Annotated in this window: 17 protein-coding genes and 1 pseudogene; 5 read left to right on the plus strand and 13 right to left on the minus strand. The window is 69.4% G+C overall.

What is annotated here, in order from left to right; translation table 11 throughout:
* Window positions 1-107 precede the first annotated feature (107 nt).
* The 9 genes and pseudogenes from Pmi06nite_RS12175 to Pmi06nite_RS12210 all read right to left on the minus strand — a co-directional run bounded on the left by Pmi06nite_RS12175 (window position 108) and on the right by Pmi06nite_RS12210 (window position 9,166).
* Window positions 108-1,277 (minus strand): metallophosphoesterase, encoded by a 1,170-nt coding sequence (locus Pmi06nite_RS12175; protein ID WP_203953027.1) that lies wholly within the window; start codon window positions 1,275-1,277, stop codon window positions 108-110.
* Between the two features lie 115 nt (window positions 1,278-1,392).
* Window positions 1,393-1,743, minus strand: coding sequence for a DUF4143 domain-containing protein (locus Pmi06nite_RS43215; protein ID WP_505881342.1), 351 nt, complete (start codon window positions 1,741-1,743; stop codon window positions 1,393-1,395).
* Window positions 1,744-1,770: 27 nt separating this feature from the next.
* Window positions 1,771-2,616 (minus strand): annotated as a pseudogene (locus tag Pmi06nite_RS12180) (ATP-binding protein); the annotation flags it as partial.
* 280 nt (window positions 2,617-2,896) lie between these two features.
* Entirely contained in the window at window positions 2,897-3,532 is a 636-nt protein-coding gene (locus tag Pmi06nite_RS12185; RefSeq protein ID WP_203953029.1) for a hypothetical protein, read from the minus strand.
* Complete coding sequence (locus tag Pmi06nite_RS12190) at window positions 3,532-4,086, minus strand: SigE family RNA polymerase sigma factor (RefSeq protein ID WP_239113848.1); 555 nt, start codon at window positions 4,084-4,086, stop codon at window positions 3,532-3,534. The genes Pmi06nite_RS12185 and Pmi06nite_RS12190 overlap by 1 nt, the downstream gene beginning before the upstream one ends.
* Before the next feature lie 205 nt (window positions 4,087-4,291).
* A complete protein-coding gene (locus tag Pmi06nite_RS12195) occupies window positions 4,292-5,752 on the minus strand; it encodes an NAD-dependent succinate-semialdehyde dehydrogenase (RefSeq protein ID WP_203953030.1) in 1,461 nt (486 codons plus the stop codon).
* 26 nt (window positions 5,753-5,778) lie between these two features.
* Window positions 5,779-7,023: a M24 family metallopeptidase gene (locus Pmi06nite_RS12200; RefSeq protein ID WP_203953031.1), complete on the minus strand. Its 1,245-nt coding sequence runs from the start codon at window positions 7,021-7,023 to the stop codon at window positions 5,779-5,781.
* Entirely contained in the window at window positions 7,020-7,985 is a 966-nt protein-coding gene (locus Pmi06nite_RS12205; protein WP_203953032.1) for an NAD(P)-dependent oxidoreductase, read from the minus strand. The genes Pmi06nite_RS12200 and Pmi06nite_RS12205 overlap by 4 nt, the downstream gene beginning before the upstream one ends.
* A gap of 122 nt (window positions 7,986-8,107) precedes the next feature.
* Window positions 8,108-9,166 carry an alpha/beta hydrolase family protein gene (locus Pmi06nite_RS12210; RefSeq protein WP_203953033.1) on the minus strand — a complete coding sequence of 353 codons (1,059 nt, stop codon included), beginning with the start codon at window positions 9,164-9,166 and terminating at the stop codon, window positions 8,108-8,110.
* A gap of 108 nt (window positions 9,167-9,274) precedes the next feature.
* On the opposite strand from Pmi06nite_RS12210, the gene Pmi06nite_RS12215 reads away from it, so the two are divergent.
* On the plus strand, window positions 9,275-10,852 hold the full coding sequence (locus Pmi06nite_RS12215) for a phytoene desaturase family protein (protein ID WP_203953034.1): 1,578 nt from the start codon (window positions 9,275-9,277) through the stop codon (window positions 10,850-10,852).
* Window positions 10,853-10,885: 33 nt separating this feature from the next.
* Here the strand turns inward: Pmi06nite_RS12215 and Pmi06nite_RS12220 are convergent, their stop codons facing one another.
* The 4 genes from Pmi06nite_RS12220 to Pmi06nite_RS12235 are packed head-to-tail and all read right to left on the minus strand — an operon-like array spanning window position 10,886 to window position 15,650.
* A complete protein-coding gene (locus Pmi06nite_RS12220) occupies window positions 10,886-11,656 on the minus strand; it encodes an ABC transporter ATP-binding protein (protein WP_203953035.1) in 771 nt (256 codons plus the stop codon).
* 1 nt (window position 11,657) lies between these two features.
* Window positions 11,658-13,550 (minus strand): branched-chain amino acid ABC transporter ATP-binding protein/permease, encoded by a 1,893-nt coding sequence (locus Pmi06nite_RS12225; protein WP_203953036.1) that lies wholly within the window; start codon window positions 13,548-13,550, stop codon window positions 11,658-11,660.
* Window positions 13,547-14,425 carry a branched-chain amino acid ABC transporter permease gene (locus Pmi06nite_RS12230; RefSeq protein WP_203953037.1) on the minus strand — a complete coding sequence of 293 codons (879 nt, stop codon included), beginning with the start codon at window positions 14,423-14,425 and terminating at the stop codon, window positions 13,547-13,549. Before Pmi06nite_RS12230 ends, Pmi06nite_RS12225 begins: the two co-directional genes overlap by 4 nt.
* A 22-nt stretch (window positions 14,426-14,447) precedes the next feature.
* Window positions 14,448-15,650, minus strand: coding sequence for an amino acid ABC transporter substrate-binding protein (locus Pmi06nite_RS12235; RefSeq protein ID WP_203953038.1), 1,203 nt, complete (start codon window positions 15,648-15,650; stop codon window positions 14,448-14,450).
* A 276-nt stretch (window positions 15,651-15,926) separates the two neighbouring features.
* On the opposite strand from Pmi06nite_RS12235, the gene Pmi06nite_RS12240 reads away from it, so the two are divergent.
* The 4 genes from Pmi06nite_RS12240 to Pmi06nite_RS12255 all read left to right on the plus strand — a co-directional run bounded on the left by Pmi06nite_RS12240 (window position 15,927) and on the right by Pmi06nite_RS12255 (window position 20,246).
* Window positions 15,927-16,850: an ABC transporter substrate-binding protein gene (locus tag Pmi06nite_RS12240; RefSeq protein WP_203953039.1), complete on the plus strand. Its 924-nt coding sequence runs from the start codon at window positions 15,927-15,929 to the stop codon at window positions 16,848-16,850.
* Window positions 16,847-18,025, plus strand: coding sequence for an MFS transporter (locus Pmi06nite_RS12245; RefSeq protein ID WP_203953040.1), 1,179 nt, complete (start codon window positions 16,847-16,849; stop codon window positions 18,023-18,025). Before Pmi06nite_RS12240 ends, Pmi06nite_RS12245 begins: the two co-directional genes overlap by 4 nt.
* Window positions 18,022-19,101: a LacI family DNA-binding transcriptional regulator gene (locus Pmi06nite_RS12250; protein WP_203953041.1), complete on the plus strand. Its 1,080-nt coding sequence runs from the start codon at window positions 18,022-18,024 to the stop codon at window positions 19,099-19,101. Before Pmi06nite_RS12245 ends, Pmi06nite_RS12250 begins: the two co-directional genes overlap by 4 nt.
* 374 nt (window positions 19,102-19,475) lie before the next feature.
* Entirely contained in the window at window positions 19,476-20,246 is a 771-nt protein-coding gene (locus tag Pmi06nite_RS12255) for a GNAT family N-acetyltransferase (protein WP_203953042.1), read from the plus strand.
* The last annotated feature ends 105 nt before the right edge of the window (window positions 20,247-20,351 follow it).

The raw sequence follows: 20,351 nt of genomic DNA on the forward strand, positions 1-20,351 counted from the left end.
GAAGGTAGAGCAAGCTAGTTAGATATACAACCTAGCTTGCGGCACGGGCTACCCGCGGAAATGCGAAGACGGCGGCCGAAGGCGGCCGCCGTCTTCGTGGGCGTTTGCTAGCCGTCAGACCGCTTGCGGTGCAGGGTGAACTGCTCGAAGACCGAGAGGTCGCCGTGCGGCTTGTTGACGTTGTAGTAGGTCACCTTCATGGTCGTGGTGCCGCCGCGGCGGTTCCCCGGGTCGACTTCGAACGCCGCGAAGCCGTACGGGTGATCGAGGTCGCGGACGCCTACCCAGACGGCCTGCTCGTGGACGTAGGTCGAGGTGCGCTTGCCGTTGCTGCCAGCCGTCGCGGAGACCGCGGTGATCACCTTGGCGGTGCCGTCCTTGAAGAAGGACTGGTTGGTGGTGCCCGACACGCCGCCACCACCGAGCACCATGTGCACGGTGCCGTGCGAGGTGTCGATGGAGTCGGTACGGCTGGACACCGGGTTGGGGGTGAGCGTCTCGCTGCCGCTCACCACGCCGCGCACGGCCAGCGACCGCTCGTAGTTGTGCTCGTGACCACAGACGACGAGGTCGACGCCGTACTTGTGGAACAGCGGGCCGTACGCCTGGCGCAGGCCCAGGTCGGCGCCGTTGGCGTCGGAGGAGCTGATCATCACCTGGTGCATGGCGACGACGATCCAGTCGATGTCGCGGGAGGCGCGCGCCTTGCTCAGTTCCTTCTCCAGGAACTTCATCTGGCGGCCGCCGGAGTAGCCGTGGACGTAGATGTCGCCGCCGTCCTGCAGCGCGACCTCGTCGTTCTGCAGCACGATCACCCGCACCGAGCCGGCGGTGAAGGCGTACCAGAGGTTCTTGAGTTCGGCGTCCGTCTCGGTGGACGGCAGGTCGAAGTACGTCTGGAAGGCGCCCAGGCCGATCGGGCCGTTGCCGGACTCGATCTCGTGGTTGCCGGCCGCGGGCATCCACGGGCGGAACCGCGCCGAACGCGTGTTGTTGGTGAAGAAGTTGTTCCACGTGCGCACCCGGTCGACGTCCAGGTTCGCGTAGCACAGGTCGCCGTTGAGCAGGTGGAACAGCGGCGCCACCTGCTCGATGCCGGTGACGATGTCCTTGGTGGCGGGGGTGGAGTTGGCGTCCAGCGTCACCGAGCCGTCGGCCGCCCAGGTCACCTGCGGCGCCGACTGGTCGCCGAAGCTGGTGAAGGTCAGCGGGGCCCGGCCGCGCGGCGCGGTCTTGAAGATGGCGCTGTCCGGCGCGGCACCGTCGTGGGACACCATGTACACGTACTCGGTGCCCGGCTTGAGCCGGTTCAGCTGCGCATGGTGGACGTAGACGGTGCGGCCCGACTTGCCGTCGACGTCTACTTGCCTCGTACGGCATGCCTAAGCGGGGTCAGGCGTCCGCGGTCGCGTCCCACAAGGCTGATAGCGGGAGTGCGCGCATCCGGTCCCCGAAAGGGAGCGTCTCCTGGCCTGTGTAGAGGACGTATCCAGCGATCAGGCGGTCACCGAGTTTGCGAGCCAGGTGCTGGAGCCCCCTGAAGTCGTCGGCGCGTACGGTCTCCGCCGACTTGACTTCGATGCCGACGACTTCGCCGGAGGCCCGTTCGAGAATGCCGTCCACCTCGACGTTGTCACGGTCGCGATAGTGGTAGAGGCGTGCGGGTTCCTCCGACCACGTGAGCTGGCGGGCCAACTCGCCGAGGGCGAAGTTCTCCAATAGCGGCCCAACGGGTGTGGTCATGTCGGTGGTCCGAGCGGGTGTGAGGCCCGCGAGGTGTGCTCCCAGCCCGGAGTCGACCACGAGAAGCTTCGGCGTCGCGATGGCGCGCGTGGTCGCATTGGACGACCATGCCGGAATTCGCTTGATGACGTAGACGAGGTCGAGCAGGTCGACGTACCGCTTCACGGTGTTGCGAGGGAGTCCGAGGTCGCGGCTGATGTTGTCGATGACCGCCAGACCCGCCATCCGGCCGCAAAGGACGTTGAGGAGACGTCGCATGTCGGTGGGGCGCTCGATGTCGGACATCAGTTTCACGTCCCGATTGATCAAGTCGGAGATGTAGGACTCGAAGAAGCGTGATCTCCTCCTGTGGGTGGGGCGATGGACCGCCTCGGGATAGCCGCCTCTCAGAGCCCGATTCAGATAGTCGGCTCGCCGCAATCCGGATCTCGGAACCTTGAGGTCAGGGCCGTTCAGGAAGGCCGCGTCGACGAACCCGTCCGCGCTCCGCTCGATCTCCCCCTGAGACAGCGGCCACAGTTCGATCGTCTCGGATCGGCCGGGAAGCGCGTCCGGAAGGTCTCGGAGTCCTAGCAGCCGGGCGGAGCCCGTCAGAAGGAAGCGTCCAGGCCGTGGATCGGCATCCACTTCGCGCTTGATCGAGAGAAGCAGTTCGGGTACGCGCTGGATCTCATCGATGAGAAGAAGCCCGTCATGATGCACACTCCCGTCGGGATCTTGCCGCGCGGCGGCGCGTACGGCCGCTTGATCCAGGTATATCTCGCGTGATCCCGGTGTCCTGCGCGCAATCCTCTGAGCCAGAGTGCTCTTGCCGACCTGCCGGGCACCGTTGATCACCACAACCCGGGTGTCGGCGAGCGCCTCCGCGGCCATGCCTTCCGCCCGCCGAGGGAAGACCGTCAGCTCATCGATGTCCACGAGGCCAGAATAGAGGGGTCAGGCCTTAGGCGTGGCAGATCTGCCGCTACCTTCGTGGCAGATCTGCCGCATAGAGTGTGGCAGATCTGCCGCATAGGTGTACCGAGCCGGTAAGGCCTCTAGTCCGGCCCGGTGACGCGCGGGGTCTGCGACGTCACGGCTGGACCGGCATCGCCGGGTGGCCGGACCGCATCGCCGCCGCAGGTCGCGAGGCCTGATGCGACTCGGCGGGCGATCAGTCCTGCCGGCTGTAGCGCAGATTCATGGTGTCGGTGTGCCCCGACCACCTCAGGGTGAGATGCCAGCAGCCGATGCGGGGAAGGTCGATGCCCGAAGGGCCGGGGCCACCGAGAACGGTGCGCTCGACCACCGTTCCCGAGCCGTCGAGCCGAGCTTCGATGCGGAGCGGGTCACCGGGGTGGAGAGGAACCCGCGAGACCCAGAGGATCTTGTTGCTGCGATCGGGCAGCGGCGGCGCCGTCAACGGGTAGCCGAAGATGATCGCGGCGATGTCGCCGCGATCGCCCAGCACGTACGGCATGCGGGGCTCCGGATCGCTGAAGCCGGTCCGGGCCCACTGCGGGAGCACCCGGTTGGGCACGTCGGCGGCGCAGGCCGCGATGGGTGACGCGGTCACCGGAGCCGGACGGGGAGCCGCCGGCCGGGTCCGGTCGGAACCGAGGTCGACGGTGATCAGGGCGACGCCTGCCACCACGACCAGGACGGCCGTCGCGGCCGTGAGCGGAGCGAAACGGCTCCACCTGGCCCGGCGCCCGGCGGCCGTCGTCCAGTCCGGCTGCTCGGGGTCCGGCACGCCTGCCGTACGAGCCTGAAACGCGTTCCGAACCCGCTCCTGGAGATCTTCTTTCATCACTGGACACCTTCCAGACGCGCACCGAGCGCGGCGAGGGCACGAGAGATCGTGGATGACACGGTGCTGCGGCTCACCCCGAGGGTGACGGCGATCTCCGGATCCCCGAGATCGAGGTAGAAGCGGAGCACCAAGACCTCCCGCTGCCGTCGCGACAGGTCCCTCATCGCGGTGAAGACCGCGGCGTGCTCCTCCTGGAGCAGGACCACGGCCTCCGCCGAGGTCTCCTGGATCCGGTGCTCGATCCCGGCCAGCGAGGCGAGCTTGCGACGGCGGAGCGCCGACCGGCATCCGTTGACGACCGAGGTGCGCAGGTACGCCGGTGGGCTGTCCGGCGGTCCTTGGCGCTGCCAGCGGCGGTGCAGTCCCATGAAGGCGTCCTGCACCACTTCCTCGGCCAGCCCCTCGTCTCCGGTCAGCAGCACCGCGACCCGTACGAGTGGTCCGGCATGGGCTCGGAACAACAATGTGAGCTGCTCCGTAAGGACCGGTGGTGGTCCGGCGTTCGCCGGCCGGTCGCCGTACGGCGAAGGCAGGTGGTCCGTTGTCGGCACGCCCTGAGCCGCCTTCCTGGAATGTCCCGAGGTTTTACCCAATAAGACGTCCGAAGGCCCGATCTGCTGAATCGCGCCGAGAAATCTCGCCGAGTTTCCGGGTGGATCGCTGGACCTGGAGCCCATCCTGGTGGGCATGCCACGGCCCGGCCGGGTCACGCCCGGCCGGGCCGTCACTGCCTTCATCGGGTACGGCTGAGCCGGGTCACCACTCGACGGCGATGTACTTGGCCTCCACGTAGTCGAGCATGCCCTCGTGGCCGCCCTCCCTGCCGATGCCGCTCTGCTTCACGCCGCCGAACGGCGCCGCCGGGTCGCTGACCAGGCCGCGGTTGAGTCCGACCATGCCGGACTCGATCCGCTCCGTCACCCGCAGCCCCCGGGCCAGGTCGCCGGTGTAGACGTAGGCGACCAGCCCGAACTCCGTGTCGTTGGCCAGCCGGATCGCCTCGTCCTCGTCGTCGAAGGTGACGATCGGGGCCACCGGCCCGAAGATCTCCTCCTTCAGGATCGGCGCGTCCGGGTGCACGTTGACCAGCACGGTCGGGTCGTAGTAGAAGCCGGGCCGGTCGGGCCTGCCGCCGCCGACGACCGCCTTCGCGCCCCCGTCGACGGCGCCCCGGACGAGGCTGTCGACCTTGTCGACCGCGTCCTGGTTGACGAGCGGGCCGACCTGGGTGCCCTCGGCGGTGCCGGGGCCGACCGTGAGGGCGGACATCCGCTCCGCCAGCCGCCGCCCGAACTCGTCGGCGATCGACGACTCGACGTAGAACCGGTTGGCCGCGGTGCACGCCTCACCGGCGTTGCGCATCTTGGCGATCATCGCGCCCTCGATCGCCGCGTCGAGGTCGGCGTCGGCGAAGACGACGAACGGCGCGTTGCCGCCGAGTTCCATCGACGTGTTGATCACCTGGTCGGCCGCCTCCTTGAGCAGGACGCGCCCCACCTCGGTCGAGCCCGTGAAGGAGAGCTTGCGGACCCGGGGGTCGTGCAACATGGCCGACACGACGGCACCCGACCTGCGCGCGGGGAGCACGTTGACGACGCCGGCGGGCACGCCCGCCTCCTCCAGGACCCGCGCCATGGCCAGTGCGGTCAGCGGGGTGTCGCTGGCCGGCTTGAGGATCACCGTGCACCCGGCCGCCAAGGCCGGGCCGATCTTCCGCGTGGCCATCGCGGCGGGGAAGTTCCACGGTGTGACGAGCACGCAGATGCCGACCGGCTGGTGCACCACGAGGATGCGGTTCGCCCCCGAGGGCGCCGTGGTGACCGCGCCGATGTCCCTGACGGCCTCCTCGGCGTACCACCGGAAGAACTCCGCGGCGTAGGCGACCTCACCCCGCGCGTCCGGCAGCGCCTTGCCGTTCTCGAGAGAGATCAGCCGGGCGAGGTCCTCGCTCCGCGCGGTCATCAGCTCGAAGGCCTTGCGCAGGATCTCGGCGCGCGCGCGTGGAGGTGTCGCGGCCCACGCGGCCGCCGCCTTGTCAGCCGCGTCGACCGCGGCGATCGCGTCGTCCACGGTGCCGTCGGCCACCGAGGCGACGACCTCTCCCGTGGCGGGGTCGAGCACGTCGAAACGGCCGCCGTCGCCGGCGGGGACGGCCTTACCCCCGATGTAGAGCTCGGTGAGCAGGTCGCCCACGAGTGTCTGGCTGTTGTCTCCCATCGGAAACGCCTTTCGCATGGCAGGACTCAGTACGGGTTGGCGACGACCAGGTCCTGGGCCGGGAACAGGGTGAGGATGCGCCCACCATCGGGTGTGACGACGACCTCCTCCTCGATCCTCGCAGCCGAGAAGCCGTCGCTGGCGGGGCAGTAGGTCTCCAGGGCGAACACCATGCCGACCTGGAGCTCGACCGGCTCCCGCATGCTGTTGAGCCGCGAGATGATCGGCCGCTCGTGCAGACCCAGCCCCAGGCCGTGGCCGAACTGGAGGCCGAAGGCGGCCATCTCGTTCTCGAAGCCGAACTCGGTCGCCGCGGGCCACACGGCGGCCACCTGGTCGGTGCCCACCCCTGGCTTGATCATGCGGATCGACGCGTCCATCCACTCACGCGCCTTGGTGTAGGCGTCCCGCTGGCTCGGGGTCGCGCTGCCGACGCTGAACGTCCGGTAGTAGCAGGTCCGGTAGCCGTTGAAGGAGTGGATGATGTCGAAGAACGCCTGGTCGCCCGGGCGGATCAGCCGGTCGGAGAAGTTGTGCGGGTGCGGGTTGCACCGCTCGCCGCTCACCGCGTTGACCGCCTCGACCTGGTCCGAGCCCATCTCGTAGAGGCGCTTGTTGGCCAGGGCCACGATCTCGTTCTCACGGATGCCGGGTTTGAGGGCCTCGACGATGTCCTGGTAGACGCCGTCGACCATGGCGGCGGCCTGGGTGAGCAGCATGATCTCGTCGGAGGACTTGATCTGCCGGGCGTCGAGCATCAGTTGCTGCGCGTCGACCACCTTCAGGCCCTGGCGCTGCATCTCGAACAGGAACGCCGGCTCGACGATGTCCACCCCGACGGGGGCGTCCGCGAGACCCGCGTCCTCGAGCAGGCCCTTGATCTGGCGGACCGCGTCCTCCATCAGCCCCGCCGTCGGCGCGATGGCGCCGCGGAGCCCGAGCATGCCCGCGTGGCAGTTGGCCGGGTCGAGCCACGGGCTGTACAGCCGGTGGTGACGGGCCGCCGACCCGAAGTCCCACAACATGGGCTCGCCGCCCCGCGTGAGCAGCGCGTACCTGGTCATCTTGTCGCCGAGGGCGCCGCCGATCCAGGTCTGGGTGACGTACCGGATGTTGTAGAAGTCGAAGAGCAGGAAGGCGCCGCACTCGCTGGCGTCGAGCGACGCCCTGGCCCGGCTCAGCCGGTAGTCCCTGAGCCGGCCGAAGTCGACCCGCTGCTCGTAGTCGACCCCCATGTGCCCGGGTGCGGGCATCGGAATCGCCGATGTCATGACCGACCGTCCTCACGCGGGGTGCCGAGGCCGTCGTCGACGTGGACGCTCTCGGGCTTGAGTTCGATTCCGGAAGCGGCGGCCTGCAGGTCGAGCAGGATCGAGAAGTCCTCGTCCACCCGGCCGCTGCCGACGCTGGCCTGCACCATCTGGGCGGTGACCGCCGTGACGGGCATCGGCACGTCGAGACTCCGGGCCGCGGCGAGGCCGAGGTCGAAGTCCTTGCGCAGCAGGATCGGCGTGAACGTCGGGGTGTAGTCGAGGTTCACGAAGGCGGGGGACTTGTAGCGGGTGAACGCCGAGCCCATGACGCTGTTGTTCAGGAACTCGAGGAAGGCGTGCCGCGAGACGCCGCCCTTCTCGACGAGGACGGTGATCTCGGCCAATGACTGGGTGACCACGCCGAGCATCAGGTTGTGCGCGATCTTCACCAGGCGGGCGAGGTCGCCCTCTCCCACATAGGTGACCGACTTGCCGATGTGCCTCAGCAGGTGGGCCACCTTGTCGTAGGTCGCCTCCGGGCCGGACACGACCAGGCTCAGGGTCCCGGACCTGACGACCTTGCCGTTCCCGCTGACCGGGGCGGCGAGGAAGTCGACGCCCCGCTCCGCGCATATCGCGCGCACCGCGGCCGACGCCTCGGTGGAGATCGTGGAGCAGTCGACGACCGCGCCCGGCACCTGGTCGCCGGTGAGCAGGCCGCCCTCGCCGAGGAGCACCTTCTCGAGGTCGGCCGACGTGGAGACCATCGTGAACACGACGTCCCTGTCCCTGAGGTCGGCGACCGCCTCGCACACCGCGGCGCCGTGCTCCTTGAGCGGTTCCGCCTTTGCGAGGGTGCGGTTCCAGGCGGTGAGGTCTACGCCGGCCTTGGCGAGCCGCTCCGCCATCGCGACACCCATGCGGCCGGTTCCGATCCAGCCGACCCGGGGGCCGGAAGCGTCCGTAGTCGAATCAGTCATCTGGTCCGCCTCTGCAATCGTTTGCTGTTCAAAGTAGGAGCTGATCATATCCCTGTCAATATGACGCCGCTCACGGTCGGGCCGATGGTCAGACGACGATCGGCCCCCCGTGTGGACGGCGCTCAGCGAAGCCGGTCGGCCACCCAGTCGGCGGTGTACGGGCGGTGCCACGGGGCGACGTTGGCGCAGCCGTGATTGCCGTCCTCGAGCATGAGCAACTCGGTGTCACTGCCCGAGGCGGCCCTGAGCCGCTCCGCGTGCTGCCAGGGGATGAGGCGGTCCTTGCGCCCGAAGACGATGAGCAGCGGCGCGGTGATGGCCTCCGCCGATCCGTCCAGGTTCAGGGTGGAGGCGATGGCGTGGGCCTCCTCCTGCGACCCGGCGCCCGACCTGACCTGGAACGTCTGCCGGGTGAGCAGCGGGAGCCCGTCCCAGCAGTCCCCGAAGTTGTACGGCCCCGCCAGGGCGACGCAGGCCTTGACCCGGTCTCCGGCCGCGGCGGCGACCCTGGGCGCGTAGTAGCCGCCCAGGCTGACGCCCCACACCGCGATCCGGTTCTCGTCGATGTCCGGCTCGGCGGCCAGGGCGTCCAGGATGGCCTTGCCGGGCAGGGACCAGTCACCCCTGATGGGCAGGTCGTACTCGGCCTCGCCCTGGCCGGGGCCGTCCACGCTGAAGGTGGCGAGCCCGCGCTCGAGGAAGGTCTCCTCGGTCGACCGCAGTTCCTCCTTGGTCGAGTCCAGGCCCGACAACATCAGCACCACGGCGTGCGGCCCGGGACCGGCGGGAAGCCGGAGCACGCCGGCCAGCGTGGTCCCCTCGAAGTCGATCTCGATCCGCCGGCCGGCGGGAGACAGGTGCGGCAGGGCGTCGGTGAGGCAGGCGACCGCGTGGCCGTGCGCCTCCCGCATCTGGTCCAGGTCCTCGACGAAGACGAACTTCGCGAAGTGGTAGTAGACGGCGGCGCGGGTGAGGTGCTGCCCCGCGGACAGGAACCGGTCGCGCGCGAGGGCGTCACGCCCGAGTTCCTCGTGCTCGGCGGCGACCTTCGACCAGGCGGAACACCAGTCGGCCCAGTTTTCGAGCCCCCGGGTGACGCGTTGGAAGTCGGAGACCGTCACACCGTTCGTGGTGAACCGGGGGCCCCAGTTGGCTATGGCTGAGGCGACTCGATCGTCCATGTCGACCTGCTTTCTGGCGTCTTGCAAACGAGTGCAATCTCGCTCATTGTGGGTGAACTGTCAAGGAATCAACCGTTTGATACCTGTGAGGAACCTGGTGAGGCATAGATGGGCGTGACCAACGGAGGAAGGGCCGCCGACCTGCCGGATTCGGTGGATGTGATCGTCGTCGGAGCCGGGCACAACGGCCTGGTGTGCGCCGGATACCTGGCGGCCGCCGGTCTGGAGGTGCTCGTCCTCGAGGCGAGGGACGTGCCCGGCGGCGACACCGTCACCGAGGAGCTGACGCTGCCGGGCTTCGCGCACGACTCGTGCTCGAGCGCGCACGTGCTGATCCAGTCGAACCCGCTGATCAGAGACGACGAGCTCGGCCTGCTCGGCGCGTACGGGCTCGAGTACACGATGACCGACCCCGCGGTCGTGCTGCCCCAGGCCGACGGCGACGCGCTGGTCATGCACCGTGATCTCGGCGCGACCGCCGACGAGATCGCCCGCTGGTCCCGCGCCGACGCGGAGGCCTTCAGGCGGCTGGTGGGGGAGTGGTCGGACGGCCTGGCCGCGGAGCACGCCAGATGGAGCTCTAACCTGCCTCCGGGTGACGGCGACGCGGCCGGGCGGTACCAGGCCCTGCGCCGCCGGTCCGCCTGGGACGTCGTCCACGAGCGGTTCGAGAACCCGGTCGTCCGCTCCTTCATGGTGTGGCTGGCGCTGGCGACCATCCAGGACCCGTGCAGGCCGGGCACCGGCGTCCTGCCCGCCTCCATCACGGCGGGCCGCCTCAACTTCGGCTGGACCACCCCGATCGGCGGGTCGAGCGCCCTTCCCGCCGCGTTGATCCGGCAGATCGAGGCCCACGGAGGGCGGGTCGCCTGCTCGGCGCCCGTCTCCTCGATCGACGTCGAGGGCGGCCGGGCCGTCGCGGTCCACACGGCCGACGGCCGCGAGGTGCGGGCGCGGCAGGCGGTGGTGTCGAGCGCGCACCTGGCCCGCCTCGCCGGCATGGTCTCCGGTGCGGACGTACCCGCCGACCTGGCGCAGGCGAGGGACACCTGGAGGCCGGGACTCAGCGTCTTCGCCGTCCACGCCGCGCTGCGCCACGACATCGCCGTGAACGGGAAGGGCGGGCCGGTCGCGAGCGCCGCGGCGGGGTTCGGCACCGCCGAGGGCGTCGCCCGCCAGATGGCGGCCTTCCACCGCGGAGAGCCCGACGCGAGCGACCCCTGGCTGCTCGTGGTCGACCAGACCGTGGTCGATCCCGGCCGTGCGCCCGACGGCGGCGCCACCTTCAAGATCCTCACGATCGCGCCGTACGAACGCGCGGACGGGCGCTCGTGGGAGGAGAGCAAGCACGAGCACGCCGAGGCGCTGATCGGCCTGGTCCGCTCGCGGACCACCGGGCTCGAGCCGGAGAACGTCCTCGCGATGCGGGCGGAGTCGCCGGTCGACGTGGCCGCCCACAACATGCACAACCTCGGTGGCTCCTGCCACGGTGGTGAGTTCCTGACGCCGTCCGGAGAGGTGATCCCCGGCTGGCTCTCGTACCGATCTTCCATTCCCCGCCTGTTCCTCACGGGCGCCACGACCCACCCCGGGGGATCGGTCTCCGGCAGGCCCGGGCGCAACGCCGCCCGGACCGTGCTGACCGACCTCGGGATCGATCCTGCGAAGGTGATGGGCCCGATCTGAGGCCGGCGGCGTCCGACCGGGCCCACCGCCCGGTCAGACGCCGGCCGCCTCCGTCTTCGGCCCCGCGGACGACGGGCCGCCCGGAGCGGACCCGCTCGCGCCGCCGAGGTACAGCGACGCGATCTCCGGGTCGTCCTTGACCGCGGACGCCGTGCCGGTGAGCCGCACCTTGCCGCCCTCCATGACCACGCCGTGGGTGGCCAGGCCGAGCCCGAGCCGCACGTTCTGCTCGACCAGCAGCACCGTCGTGCCGGCCTGGTTGAGCTCGTTGATCAGACCGGCCACTCCCGCCAGGCTGCGCGGGTCGAGGCCCAGTGACGGCTCGTCGAGCAGGATCAGCTTCGGGTCGAGCATGAGGCACCGTGCGATCTCCACCATCCGCCGCTGGCCGCCGCTGAGGTTCCCCGCGTTGTCGCCCGCCCGGGTCGCCACGATGGGGACCCGCTCGAGCACCATGTCGAGCCGCTCCCGCAGGAGTGCGCGGTTCTTGCGGATCAGGTAGCCGCCCATCAGGACGTTCTCCCGCACCGACATGGCCGGGAACAGCGCGTGCGACTGCGGCACCTGGGTGATCCCCTTGCGGAGGATCTCATCGGGGGACCGGTCGCCGATCGTCTCGCCGTTCATGGAGATCTCGCCGCTGCTCGGCTTGAGCAGCCCGCTGATGACGCGGAGCACGGTCGACTTGCCCGCGCCGTTGGGGCCGACGATGCACGTGATCGTCTGCGGGGCGCACTCCAGGTCGACGCCCTGCAGCACGCTCCCTCCGCCGTACCCCGCGACGACTCCCTTCAGGGACAGCACGTCACTGCACCGCCTCTCGTGTCGCCGTCTCGGCCCGGTCGCTCTCTCCGGCGCCCTCGTCCGCGGTGCCGTCCTCAGCCGGCCGCCAGTCGTCGCCGAGATAGGCGTCGAGGACCAGCGGGTCGGTCCGGATCCGCTCGGGCGGCCCCTCCGCGATCGGCGCGCCGTGCGAGAACACGACGACCGGGTCGCACAGGTCGAGGACGAGGGGGATGTTGTGCTCGACGATGAGGAACGTCACCCCGCTCCGGTTCAGCTCGCGGATGACCTCGGTGAGCTGCCCGAGCAGGCTGGGGTTCACGCCGCCTGCCGGCTCGTCGAGCAGGATCAGCTTGGGCTCGAGCATCAGCACCTGCGCGAGCTCGACGAGTTTCTGCTGGCCGTACGACAGCGCGCCCGCTGGCTGGTTCGCGAACCGGCCGAGGCCGACGATGTCGAGCAGTTCCCTGGCCCGCGCCGCCTCGTGACCGCCGACCGCGTCGGAGAACATCGTCCGCCAGCGCGAGTCCGGCAGCGGGGCGACCACGTTCTCCTGGACCGTCATCTCCTTGAACAGCCGGGTGACCTGGTATGTGCGCCCCAGTCCCAGGTGGCCGCGCCGCCAGGGCCGCATCCCGTCGATCCGCCTGCCGTCGAACCAGATCTCGCCCGAGTCCGCGGCCATGCCGCCGCTGATGAGGTTGAACAGCGTCGTCTTTCCTGACCCGTTCGGCCCGATCAGCGCCGTGATCGTTCCCTTGCGTACGGTCAGACCGGCGTTGTCGACCGCCGTCAGGCCGCCGAACCGCTTCGACACGCCGCGCACGTCGAGCAGGATCTCGCCCGGCGCTATCGCGTCCTCGGCGTTCACGGCGGCGAGTTCGGCGCGTACCCGCTCGGTCGTCGTGGCGGGAGCCCGGTTGAGGGCGCCGGCCTGGTCGGTGTACTCCACCTTTTCCGGATGCCGCCTGCGCCACCACGCCTCGATCGTCGGCAGCAGGCCCTTGGGCAGGAACAGCACCACGACCATGAGGGCCAGACCGAACAGCAGCACACGCGACTGGCTGCCGCCGCCGTACACCGTGGCCGCCTCGCTGACGACCTGGACGATGAAGGCGCCGATGACCGGCCCGTAGAGGGTGCCCCTGCCGCCGGTGAGGGTGGCGAGCACGATGGTCACGCTGCCGAGGATCGCGAACGACCCGACTGGGTTGATGAAGGTCAGGTAGTAGGCGTAGACGCCGCCCGCCATGCCGATGAAGAACGAGCTCGCGGCGTAGGCCACGATCTTGAAGCGGGTGGTGTTGACGCCGATCGAGGCGGCCTTGCCCTCGTCCTCCCGGATCGCCACCAGGCCCGTGCCGAACTTCGTGCGCCTGATCCACGCGCTGAACAGGACCGTCAGCACCAGCAGGATCAGATACACGTAGTAGAACGGGATGTTCTGGAAGTCCCGGTCCCAGAAGGGCAGCTCGAGGGTGATCCCGTCCGACCCCTGGGTGATGCCCTTCAGATTGACCGCGAAGATCTGTGCGGCGAGCAACATCGCGATCGTGATGATGACGAACGCGTGTCCCCGGGTGCGCAGCACGACCGAGCCGATCAGCACCGCGATGATCACCGCGGTGACCCCGCCCAGCGGCGCGACCCACAGCGGGTTCACGCCGAACCGCACGGCGAGCACGCCGACGGTGTAGGAGCCGAGGCCGAGGAACATGCTGTGGCCGAGGGAGATGTATCCGGCGTAGCCGGAGACGATGTTCCAGCTCGACGCCTGGATGGCGAGCAGGAACGCCAGCAGCATGACCCCCTGGGGGTACGGCTGCCACGGGTTGACGACCGGGTAGAGCAGGAGCGCGACCAGACAGAGCCCGGCGATCAGGTGTGCGCGGGGAAGGGCTCGCAACCTGCTCATACCGTGTCCTCGCGCAGCTTGGCGCCGAACAGCCCCTGCGGGCGGATCAGCAGAACGACCATGATCACGATGTAGAAGACCAGAGTGGACCAGTTCAGCGACCCGTAGGTCGCGGTCAGCGTCTCGGCCAGCCCCAGGATGCCCGCGCCGACGAGGGCGCCCGGCAGGCTGCCCATCCCGCCGAGGACCACGATCCCGAGCAACCGGGAGATCCAGTCGTAGTGGGACGCGGGGAAGAAGGGATACAGCACGGACAGGATGGACCCGCCCACCCCCGTCGTGGCGCTGCCGATCGCGAACGCGAGGGCGGCCGTGCCGGTGGCGCCGACCCCGACGAGCGCGGCGCCCGACGGGTTCTGCGTCGCGGCGCGGATCGCCCGCCCGGTCCATGTCCTGGTCAGCACGAAATACAGGGCGGCCAGCACGGCCATGGCCGCGAGGAAGCCGAAGACCTGCGCCTTGGGCAGCGAGATGGCCCCCACGCGGAAGGACTCCTCGAAGTACGACGGCGTGGCCGACTTGAACTTGTTGCCCGCGGTGATGTTCAGGACGCCCTCGATGACCAGCGCGAAGCCGAAGGTCAGCAGAACCGACATGGAGGCCGAGGAGCCCCGGATCCGCGACAGCAGGAGGCGGTAGGCCACCCAGCCGAAGCCGAACATGAGCGGCGTCGTGACCACCGACAAGAGGATCGGATCGATCCCGGTCTCGTGCCACAACCACCACGTGAGCATCGCCACCAGGATGAGGAAGGCGCCTTGTGCGATGTTGATGATCCGCATGACCCCGAAGATCAGGGTGAGTCCGGACGCCATGAGCGCGTAGACCCCCCCGATCAACAGGCCCAGTGCGATCGCCTGGACTAGATGAGTCATCTGGGGAACTCCTCGGCCGCCGTCACTTCCAGGCGGGCTTGGGGTTGACGACGGTGGTGGATGTCGCCACGTCGGACGGAGCTACGACCTCGACCTTTCCTGACTGCCACTGGGCGAGCAGGAACTGGCCCTTCGGCTCGCCGGTCGCCTCCCAGGACAGGGGGCCAAGGATGGTGTCGACGGTGTTGCCGTGCAGCCAGTCGCGGATCTTGTTCTGGTCGATGGAGCCGACCTTCTCCGTCGCGGTCTGCAGGACCTGGGCGGCGGCGAACGCGTCGGCCGCGTCCTCGGCGGGGTCCGCGTTGTAGGCCTTCTTGTACGCGGCGACGAAGTCGGTGTTCAGCGGCGTCGTGGCCTTCTCGTTCCAGCTGACCGTGTAGAAGACGCCCTCGGTGTTGGCCAGGCCGACACCGTCGCTGTACTGGCCGGCGTTGCTCGGGGCGGAGGTCTGGAAGAGCATCTTCGGCGAGAAGTTGAGCTGCTTGAGGCCGCGGACCAGGCCGACGCCGTCCTCGAACACCGCGCCCTGCGCGACCAGGTCGGGCTTCTTGCTGGCCAGGTTGCTGGCGATGGTCTGGAAGTTCGTCGTGTCCGCCGGGTAGACCTCGCTGTACACCGTCTGCACGCCGAGGCCCTCGAGTTGCTTCTGCATCGACTCGATCACCGGCTTGGCGAAGGGATCGTCCTGGCTGGGGTAGGCCGCCGTCTTGGGGCGGTCGGCCTCGGGGAGCGACTTGATCCAGTTCACGAACACGTCAGCCTGGTGGGGGGCGGTCGCGGGCTGGGCGAAGAAGAGGTACTTGAAGTTGCGCTCGAACATGTTGGGGGCGCCGCCGGCCGGCTCGACGAAGACCATGCCGTTCTTCTCGGCCACGGCCGAGGCGGCGTAGTTGAGCAGGGAGGAGAACGTGCCCAAAAGCAGGTCGACCTTGTCCTGCGTGATCAGTTTGGTGTAGTCGGCGACGACGGTGTCCTGGTTGCTCGCGTCATCGGTGATCTTCAACTCGACCTTGCGCCCCATGATCCCGCCCTTGGCGTTGACCATGTCGCGCCACACCTCGTAGCCGCGCTTGGCCTCACCGCCAGGCTGGGCGAAGTCGCCGGTCAGGGGGAGGGAGATGCCGACGACGATCGGCTTGCCGGTGTCGCCGCCGGCGGCGGCCGATTCCGACGGCCGCGTTCCGCAGGCCGCGAGCGCCAAGGCCGCCACGACGCTCAGCGCCACCGTCCTCAAACCTCGACCGCGACGGCGGGAAAGGGGGAGGCCGGATTTACCATGGGTCTCTGTGCCGCTGGGGGATGAAGCGGTCATGAGCCCTCCTCTGTGAGCTTTTTGCCGCATAGATTTAACCGCAAACGATTGCGATGGCCAGCAGCATGCGGTTTCATCCTGTCAGTGTCAAGAGGTCGGGCAGGACTCGCCGCGTGGACTGCAAACGAGTGCGGGCTATCATGGGCGGGTCCGTCCAGCTGAATCGAGCCGAACGGGAGCTATCAAATCGTGACACGGCACCTCGTGGTCGGGGCCTTCAGCCCGTCCGTCCTGCTGCGCGTCGGCCGACGGGTCGGCCTGCTCGCCGAGCATGACCTGGACGTGGTGGAGAAGCCCGTTCCGTCGTCGCCCGCGCAGTTCCGCGCGCTGATCGACGGCGAGCTCGACGCGGCCCTCACCAGTCCGGACAACGTGGTCGCCTATCGCTTCGACCCGGGCAACCCACTCGGTGAGACGGCCGACGTCCACATCGTCTCGGCGATCGACCGCGGCCTCGGCCTCGGTGTCTACGCCCGCCCCGGGCTCGCCTCCGCGGCGGACCTGAAGGGCGCGACCATCGGCGTCGACGTGCCCGGTTCCGGGTTCGCCCTCGGCCTGTACGCGCTGCTCGAGTCCCTCGGCCTCGACCGCGGCGACTACGAGATCGCGACCCTCGGCTCCACTCCTCGCCGCCTGGAGGCCCTGCTGGCGGGCGACTGCGACGCGACCATGCTGAACGCGGGCAACGAACTGCGGGCGGAGGCCGCCGGTTCGGTACGGCTCGGCCGGCTCGTCGACGTCTGCCGGCCGTACCTGGGCACGGTTCTGAGCGCGGCGGGAGACCGTAAGAGACCGCTTGTCGAGGCGCTGGCCGCCGCGCTCCTCGCGACCGCCCGCGAGATCGGCGCCGGACGCGCCGACCAGGTGACCGTGGAGGAGGCCGTCGAGGCCCTGCGGCTGCCGGAGGCCCTGGCCGTACGGTATCTGGAACGGCTCAAGGACCCCGAAGAAGGCCTGGTCGCCGACGGCGTCGCCGACATCGCGTCGATGGAGACGATCGTCGTGCTGCGGCGCAGGTACGTGCCGGCCCTCGTCGACGGGGCCGACGTGCTGGCCACCGCCCTCGACCCCGCGCGCGGCCTCATCGATCCGGCTTCGGCGACGAGGCGATGACCGCGCTCGCCACCCGGGAACGGTCGCCGCGGCTGCTGCAGTACATCTCGTTCGTCAGCACCCTCGACCGGTTCTCGATGCCCCCGATGCTGATCGCGATGGCCCGTGATCTCGGGGCGCCCCTGTCGGCGGTGGTCAACGCGGCCGGCGTCTACTTCCTGCTGTACGGGCTCATGCAACCGCTGTGGGGCATGGTCTCCGACCGTCTGGGCCTGGTCAGGACCATGCGGATCGCGCTGCTGCTCGCGGCCGTCTGCTCGACGGCCGCTGCCTTCACCGAGTCGGCGCTCAGTCTCGGCGTGGCCAGGGGACTGGCGGGAGCGTGCTTCAGCGCCGCGGTCCCCGCGAGCCTGATCTACATCGGCGACACGGTCCCCGCCCACCGGCGGCAGCGGGAGGTCACCGGCCTCATGACGGGCGTGGCGCTGGGCACGGCGATCGCCTCGACGGGCGCGGGGGCGCTGGCCCAGTTCGCGAGCTGGCGGATCGCGTTCGTCCTGACCGGGGTCATCTCGCTGCTGCTCGTGTTCGCGCTCGGACGGCTTCCGCGACCGGCGCTCGTCCGGGCGCACGCCGGCCTGCTCTCCCCGCTGGTCGCCGTCGCCCGCTCCGGGCCCACGCGGCTCGTGCTGGTCCTGGCCTTCATCGAGGGAGCCGTCCTGCTCGGTTCGCTGACGTTGCTCCCCCCGGCCGTCGAGGCCGCGGGAGTGAGCGCTTCCGTCGCCGGTGCCGTCACCGCCGTGTACGGTGTTGCCGTACTGGGGTTCGCCCGTGTGGTCGGTGTGTTGTCGCGCCGCACGCACGCGTCCCGGCTCATCGCACTCGGAGCGCTCGCCGCCGCGGCCGCATGCGGGCTGACCGCCCTGTCCCGCTCGCCGGGCATGGCACTGGTCGCCGCGGCTCTACTCGGCCTCGCCTGGGCCTCGATGCACTCGTCGTTGCAGACCTGGGCGACCGAGGTGTTGCCGGAGGCTCGTGCGACGGTCGTGTCGGCCTTCGCCGGGGCGCTGTTCCTCGGCAGTGCCGTCGCCGCGGTGCTCGTCGGGGGCCTCGCGGAGAGCCACAGGTACACGGAGATCTTCGGCCTGGCGGCGGCTCTCGCCGTACCGCTCGGCCTGTTCGCCACGCTGGGACGCAAGCGATGGATCCGACCTGAAGGAGAACCCGGTCGATGAGACCCAACCAGCCTTCGTTAACCCCTGCCGGGGAGGTCAAGCGGGCTCAGCCTCCCACGCTCCGGGACGTCGCCGAGGCGGCGGGAGTGCACGCCGCGACCGCCTCACGTGCCCTGAACCCGAGCACGCGGCGGCTCGTCAGCGCGGAGACGGCCAGGCGGGTGATCAAGGCGGCCAAGACGCTCGGCTACCAGCCCAACCCCATCGCGCGGAGCCTGAAGACCGCCAAGTCGAGCACGGTCGGGCTGGTCATCCCCGACCTGACCAACCCGCTGTTCCCGCCGATCGTCCGGGGGATCGAGGACGTCCTCGAGGCCGAGGGCTTCAGCGCCTGGATCGTCAACACCGACAACGATCCCGAGCGTGAGCGCGTCCGCATCGACTCCCTGCGCTCCCGTCAGGTCGAGGGCCTCATCATCGCCACCGCACGGGTCGACCACCCCTTCCTCGAGGCGCTGCACGAGCAGGGCGTCAAGATGGTGCTCGTCAACCGGCGGGTGGAGAACCTCGAGGTCCCGTATGTGACGGCCGACGACGCGACCGGCATCGCGCTCGCCGTACGGCATCTGGCGGATCTCGGGCACAGGCGGATCGCCCATCTGGCCGGCCCGCAGGGCACCTCCACGGGTGTCGTGAGGTCGAGGGCGTTCCGGCACGCCATCCGTGACCACGGACTGGAGGACGATCCGTCCCTCATCGTCGAATGCGCCCGCTGGAACGAGGCCGACGGGGCCACCGCGATGCGCGAACTGCTCGACAAGGACGACCGGTTCACGGCCGTCGTCGCCGGCAACGACCTGATCGCGCTCGGCTGCTATGACGTGTTCGCCGAGCGGGGCATCTCCTGCCCGGACGAGATGAGCGTGGTCGGCTTCAACGACATGCCCTTCATCGACAAGCTGCGCCCGCCGCTGACGACGGTGGGGGTGCCGCACCACGACATCGGCGCCGAGGCCGCACGCATGTTGCTCGACTGCATCGAGGAGCCTGAGAGGCGTCCGAGGTCGCTTCTCCTCCCCGTGACGATGGTCGTCCGCGACTCCACCACCCACCCCCGCCCCCTCCCTTCCCCGTGATCATGCACACCTTCGTGAACGTGGGCTCTGACGTGCCCATATCCCGCGCGTGATCATGCACACTTTCGGCCGCATCACCTCTGACCTGGGCGCATCCTGTGCGTGATCATGCACGGATTCGTGTGCGGCGGCGCTGACCTGGGTGTGCGTCGCGCGTGATCATGCGTGGATTCGCGGAGGAGGCCGCTCGCCTGCGGATCCTTCTTTCGTGATCATGCATTCGGGGGCCGCCCTCCGCCGCCCTCGGCGCGCGAGGTAACCGTCCATCCAGCAGTGACGTCAATGGTGTGAAATATGGCGTTTTTCCAGATCTGCTACTTTTGTCCGCCCATCCGCCTTGTGCATCTCACTACGTGAAAGCGGTGTGGTCTCCCATGGGTGACATCGGTGTGGACGGCCTGGCCGATGGAGCGGCGAAGGCGCTCCTGCTGGCCTTCGATCAGTTGCTCACGGCAGGCTGGGGGGTGGACAGCCCGCGAGGGGAGCACGGCACCCGTCTGATCACCTCCGGCATTCCGCTGCCCCATCTGAACGGCGTGTTCACTGAGAGCCGCGACCCCGATGTCGACGAGGTGGCCGAGTTCGCCCACCGGATGACGGCGAGTGCCGTCCCGTGGAGCATCCAGGTGCGCGGCGAGCCCGCTCCGGAGCTCGTCGAGGTGGCCGCGCGTTTCGGGCTCACCCACCGCATGCGCCTTCCGCTCATGACGATGCCGGCGACACCGGTGGCGCTCACTTCGGGGGACCACTCGATCCGGACGGTCGACGGGAAGGATCACGAGATCTACCGTGACTCTCTCGCCGCCGGTTTCGAGGCTCCCGTGGACATCATGGCGACGCTGGCCCAGCCGGAGATCCTGGACATGCCGGGCGCGACCGCCTATCTCGTCGAAGCAGACGGAGAACCGGTCTCAACGGGATTCGGCATCCTCGTGGGGGACCACGTCGGGGTGTTCAACGTCTCGACCCCGCCGCGCCACCGGCGCCGCGGGTACGGCAGGGCCGCCACCGAGGTGGTCATGCGGGACGGATTCGCCGCCGGCGCGCGTGTGGCGTTCCTCCAGGCCAGTTCGGACGGCCAGCCCCTCTACGAACTGCTCGGCTTCCGCGTCGTCGAGACGTGGACCTACTTCGAGCACGGCTGAGCCCTCCGGCCCGCGTGCAGGGCGTCAGCGCCCGATTCGGCCGGCCGGGTCGTACAGGTCTGCTCGCCGGAGCCGTGCCGCTGCCTTGCCGTACGGTCACACGTG

The sequence above is a fragment of the Planotetraspora mira genome, assembly GCF_016863275.1.
Taxonomy (GTDB): domain Bacteria; phylum Actinomycetota; class Actinomycetes; order Streptosporangiales; family Streptosporangiaceae; genus Planotetraspora; species Planotetraspora mira.